The 4740-nt window shown below is 61.9% G+C and carries 4 protein-coding genes and 1 pseudogene; all 5 read left to right on the top strand.

Annotation, left to right across the window (positions count from 1 at the left end; all coding sequences use genetic code 11):
- The first annotated feature begins 689 nt into the window (after window positions 1-689).
- Window positions 690-941: a DUF3077 domain-containing protein gene (locus E4P01_RS18850; protein ID WP_078821567.1), complete on the top strand. Its 252-nt coding sequence runs from the start codon at window positions 690-692 to the stop codon at window positions 939-941.
- Window positions 942-1204: 263 nt separating this feature from the next.
- Entirely contained in the window at window positions 1205-2149 is a 945-nt protein-coding gene (locus E4P01_RS18845) for an aliphatic sulfonate ABC transporter substrate-binding protein (protein ID WP_078821726.1), read from the top strand.
- 65 nt (window positions 2150-2214) lie between these two features.
- Window positions 2215-2298: pseudogene (locus E4P01_RS18840) on the top strand (hypothetical protein); the annotation flags it as partial.
- 44 nt (window positions 2299-2342) lie between these two features.
- Window positions 2343-3338 (top strand): helix-turn-helix domain-containing protein, encoded by a 996-nt coding sequence (locus E4P01_RS18835; protein ID WP_216091601.1) that lies wholly within the window; start codon window positions 2343-2345, stop codon window positions 3336-3338.
- A gap of 112 nt (window positions 3339-3450) precedes the next feature.
- On the top strand, window positions 3451-4650 hold the full coding sequence (locus E4P01_RS18830) for an NAD(P)/FAD-dependent oxidoreductase (protein WP_216091602.1): 1200 nt from the start codon (window positions 3451-3453) through the stop codon (window positions 4648-4650).
- Window positions 4651-4740 lie beyond the last annotated feature (90 nt).

Below are 4740 nucleotides of genomic sequence, written 5' to 3'. Positions count from 1 at the left end.
GGGGTAACCTGCCTGATAAGTCACGGTTTAAGAGAATGTCCGTATTCAGTTTTGCCGCTAGGCGCGGCGCCCTTGAAAAACAACGGGCGCAGCCGGGGGCCTGGAGGGGCTTCCGGCAGGCTTGAAAAATTAAGGGATTTGCGCGGTGGGGGGTGACATGGGAAGCGGGGACACGTGTCGGGTGGGAGGGTTCCCGTGTTTGCTCGCGGCTCTTCAACTTTGCTGAGTTTTACCAGTACTGCGGCGATGATCGCCCAGGTCACACCTGTGGGAGGGGGCTTGCTCCCGATGGCGGTGGGTCAGTCAATTAATCCATATCTGACCCACCGCCATCGGGAGCAAGCCCCCTCCCACATTTTGGCCTGTGTCGCCTGTTTGACATGCATTGTTAAAGGCCAGCAATCCATATCCCTTTAATTTGCAGGACGTTTCCTAGACAATCCTTCGGCCTTGCGCCTGCTCAACCCGCTGGCTAGCCTTCGCTTCGTCGCTGCATATCAGCGATCGGGTGTGAGATCCCGTGTATTTGCAGGCGCCATGCGCTACAACCGTCTATGGCGGCTATGTGCGGGCAGACTTCGGTCTGGCCGGGTCCTGCTTTCCGGTATCTCACCCCGCACATAGCTGCCACCTTTTGACGTGTGAGATCGGCAAAAGAATGGCTCCCAATCCAAGCAGGAGCTTCATCCATGAGCAAAGTCGTCCCCGACCCACCCTATCCCGTTTTTGTTGCCCACGAAGACCTGAGCTTCGAAGACGCGATCGCCAGCATTTCCTCGCTGCTACGCTGCGCCACCACCACCGCCACCGAAACCGCCGAGGGCCTCAAAGGCAGCCAACGCGACATGGCCTGCTCCACCGCCCACTTGATCGACATGGCCCGCACCCTCGCCGACCGCGCACTGGATTGCCTGCAACCCAAACCCACCAACATCCCATAACTTTTGTGGGAGGAGGCTTGCTCCCGATAGCGGCAGGTCAGCCAATTAATCCATATCTGACACACCGCCATCGGGAGCAAGCCCCCTCCCACATTTGGCCTGTGTCGCCTCAACGAATGATTGCTCACGGCCCGATTTGGTTGATGCACATTCAGTCAACGGACAATGCCTCAAGTGTCCTTAAGCTCAGATCGAAAGAGTATTTATCAATCGGTTTTCAGAACTTTATGCTTCGGCTCATTCCGTTGAATATCGAGCCGCTCATGACCCTCCGCCGCCCGCTTGCTGCTGTATTAGGATTGCTGGTTTTCTCCATCACCGTGAGCGCCGACGCCCAGGAGACCCTGCGCATCGGCTATCAGAAATCCTCGACCCTGATCACCCTGCTGAAAACCCGGGGCACCCTGGAAAAAGCCCTCAACGCCAACCACATCGACGTCAGCTGGCATGAGTTTCCCAGCGGCCTGCCATTGCTGGAGGCGCTGAACGTTGGCAACGTGGATATCAGCGCCGACGTCGCCGACACGGTGCCGATCTTCGCCCAGGCAGCCGAGGCCCAACTCACCTACTTTGCCCAGGAAGCGCCCTCGCCTGCGGCCCAGGCCATCGTGGTGCGCAAGGACTCGCCGATCCAGCAATTGGCGGACCTAAAAGGCAAGAAAATCGCGGTAACCAAGGCCGCCGGCGCCCACTATTTACTCATCGCCGCGCTGAACAAGGCCGGCCTGGCGTTCACTGATATCCAGCCGGCGTACCTCTCGCCAGCTGACGGTCGCGCCGCCTTCGAAAACAACAAGGTGGATGCCTGGGTCACCTGGGAGCCCTTCCTCACCAGCGTGCAGCGGCAACTGCAGACCCGCACCCTGGCAGACGGTGCCGGGCTTGCCAGCTACAAGCGTTATTACCTGACCGGCACGCCTTACGCCAAGGCCCATCCTGAAGTGCTGAGGGTGGTGTTTGCAGAACTGGAAAAAACCGGCCAATGGGTGAAAGCGCATCCGCAGGAGGCGGCAACAGTGCTCGGGCCGTTATGGGGTAACCTGGACGCTGCGACGGTGGAAGCCGCCAACGCGCACCGCAGCTATCAGGTGCAGCCGGTGACGCTGGAACAGTTGGGTGAGCAGCAGAAAATTGCCGATGCGTTCTTCAAGGCTGGCCTGCTGCCCAACGAGGTAAATGCCAAGGCGGTGCAGACCTGGCAGCCCTAGGTAAACAAGGCGTGCGGGAAGTGGTACAAAAGCAGTCCTTGCCACTTTCCTGGAGGCCACCGCTCATGACGTCCAAGCTCGAACAACTCAAGCAATTCACCACCGTGGTCTGCGACACCGGCGGCCTGGAAGCCATCAGCCGTCTGCAGTTTGCGCGGGGTCAGGAGAAACTGGAAACGCTGCTGGCCGACGCATGACCGCTATCAACCCGCTGGGTCAACCCCGCACGCTGGTGTTCCTGGCTTACCCTCAGATGGGCTTGCTCGACCTGACCGGCGCGCAAACGGTGTTCTGGGCCGCGACCAAGGCCATGGCCGAACGCGGTTTGCACGGCTACGTTGTACACAACGCCAGCCTGGCGGGTGGCCTGATGCCGACCGCCGAAGGCTTGAGCGTCGACACCGTGGCGCTGGCACAGTTGGCCCCTGGCGCTATCGATACGCTGGTGGTGCCCGGTGCGCCCGCCATCGAGCAAGCCATGGCGGATAACACTGCGCTGGTGGACTGGCTGCGCAATGCCTCCGGCCAGGCTCGGCGTACTGCCTCGGTATGCAGCGGCACCTTTTTGCTGGCCCAGGCCGGCTTGCTTGAGGGGCGCCGCGCGGCGACGCATTGGGCCATGTGCGAGCTGCTCAGACAACGCTTCCCGAGCATCGAAGTGGATGTGGATGCGATATTCGTGCAGCAAGGCACGGTATGGACCTCCGCCGGTGTGAGTGCCGGGATCGACCTGGCCCTTGCACTGGTGGAAGCCGATTGCGGGCGCGAGGTAGCGCTGCGAGTGGCGCGCGAATTGGTGGTGTTCCTCAAGCGCCCCGGCGGCCAGGCGCAGTTCAGCCAGGTGCTGCAAGCGCAAACCGCCGACAGCGCCGGCTTCGATGCCCTGCACGTGTGGATCAGCGACAACCTAAGCGACAGCGACCTCAGCGTGGAACGCCTGGCTGCGCAAAGCCATATGAGCCCGCGTAACTTTGCCCGGGTCTATAAACAGAAAACCGGTCGCACCCCGGCCAAGGCCATTGAATTGTTTCGCATCGAAGCGGCGCGGCGGATGCTCGAAGATTCCCAACGCAGCATCGACCAGATCGCCCGGCTGTGCGGGTTCGGCGACGAAGAGCGTATGCGCTGCACCTTCCACCGGCATCTGGCCATCGCACCTCGCGACTACCGCGAGCGCTTTTCTCGCTAGGCCGGTTAAAAGTGGCAGTGATTCAGGGTTATCTGTCCTTTCTGACAAGCCGTACGGCTTTTACAGTGATCCGGCAATGCCTTGCGGCTTACCTGGTCTCTGGAGCAACCCCATGAAACAACACATTCTCATCATTGGCGCCGGCTTCGGTGGCGTGTGGAGCGCCCTGAGCGCGGCCCGCCTGCTGGACAAACACGACCGCAACGATGTGCACATCAGCTTGCTCGCCCCGCAGGCGCAACTGCGTCTTCGCCCACGTTTTTATGAGCCCGACGTGCACGCCATGCAGGCGCCGCTCGGCCCGCTGTTGAGCGCAGTGGGCGTGACCTTTGTACAAGGCGCTGCCGACAGCATCGACGCCAACGCCAGGCAAGTGACTTACCGCAACGCAGCGGACACCCCGGCCACCCTCAGCTACGACCGCTTGGTGCTTGCTGCCGGCAGCCGCTTGAATCGCCCGGGCATGGACGGCATCCAGCACGTATTCGACGTGGACCAGATCGAAGACGCCACGCGACTTGAAGCGCATATCAAGGCCCTGAAAAACCAGCCCGACAGCCCGGCCCGCAACACCGTGGTCATCGCCGGCGGTGGTTTTACCGGAATCGAGACCGCCACCGAAATGCCTGCTCGACTGCGCGCGGCGCTGGGGGATGCTGCCGATATTCGCGTGGTGGTGGTAGACCGGGGCCCGCAGATAGCGGCGTCCATGGGGGATGGCATTCGCCCGGCGATCATCGAGGCCAGCCAGGCGCTTGGGCTTGAATGGGTACTGAACACCTCGGTCGCCTCGGTGGACGCCGACGGCGTGACTCTGGCGGATGGGCAGCGGATTGCGTCCAGCACCGTGATCTGGACCATTGGTTTTCGCGCCAACCCGTTGACCGAGCAGATCGATGGTATCTGCGATCCTCAGGGTCGCCTGCACGTGGACGCCACTCTCAGGGTCAAGGGTCAGCCTGCCGTCTACGCCGCCGGGGACGTGGCCTATGCCGCCACCGACGACCTGGGCAACTTCGCCGCCATGTCCTGCCAGCACGCCATCGCGCTGGGCCGCTACGCCGGTAACAACGTCGCCGCCGACTTGATCGGTGTGGCACCAATGGCCTACAGCCAACCCAAATACGTGACCTGCCTCGACCTCGGCGCCTGGGGCGCGGTGTACACCGAAGGCTGGGACCGTCAGCTTAAGCTGGTGGGCCAGGAAGCCAAGGCGCTCAAGCAACAGATCAACAGCGTGTGGATCTACCCACCCGCGGCGGATCGAGCGGTGGCGCTGGCGGCGGCGGATCCATTGATTCCGGTGGCGTAAGTGTGGGAGGGGGCTTGCTCCCGATGGCGGTGAGTCAGTCACTGATGTGTTGACTGACACTCCCGCATCGGGAGCAAGCCTCCTCCCACA

The sequence above is a fragment of the Pseudomonas sp. NCIMB 10586 genome (assembly GCF_023127895.1).
In the GTDB taxonomy this organism is placed as follows: Bacteria; Pseudomonadota; Gammaproteobacteria; order Pseudomonadales; family Pseudomonadaceae; genus Aquipseudomonas; species Aquipseudomonas synxantha_A.
The sequence above is the reverse complement of the archived record's forward strand: the minus strand, read 5'-3'. Positions and strand labels throughout refer to the sequence as shown.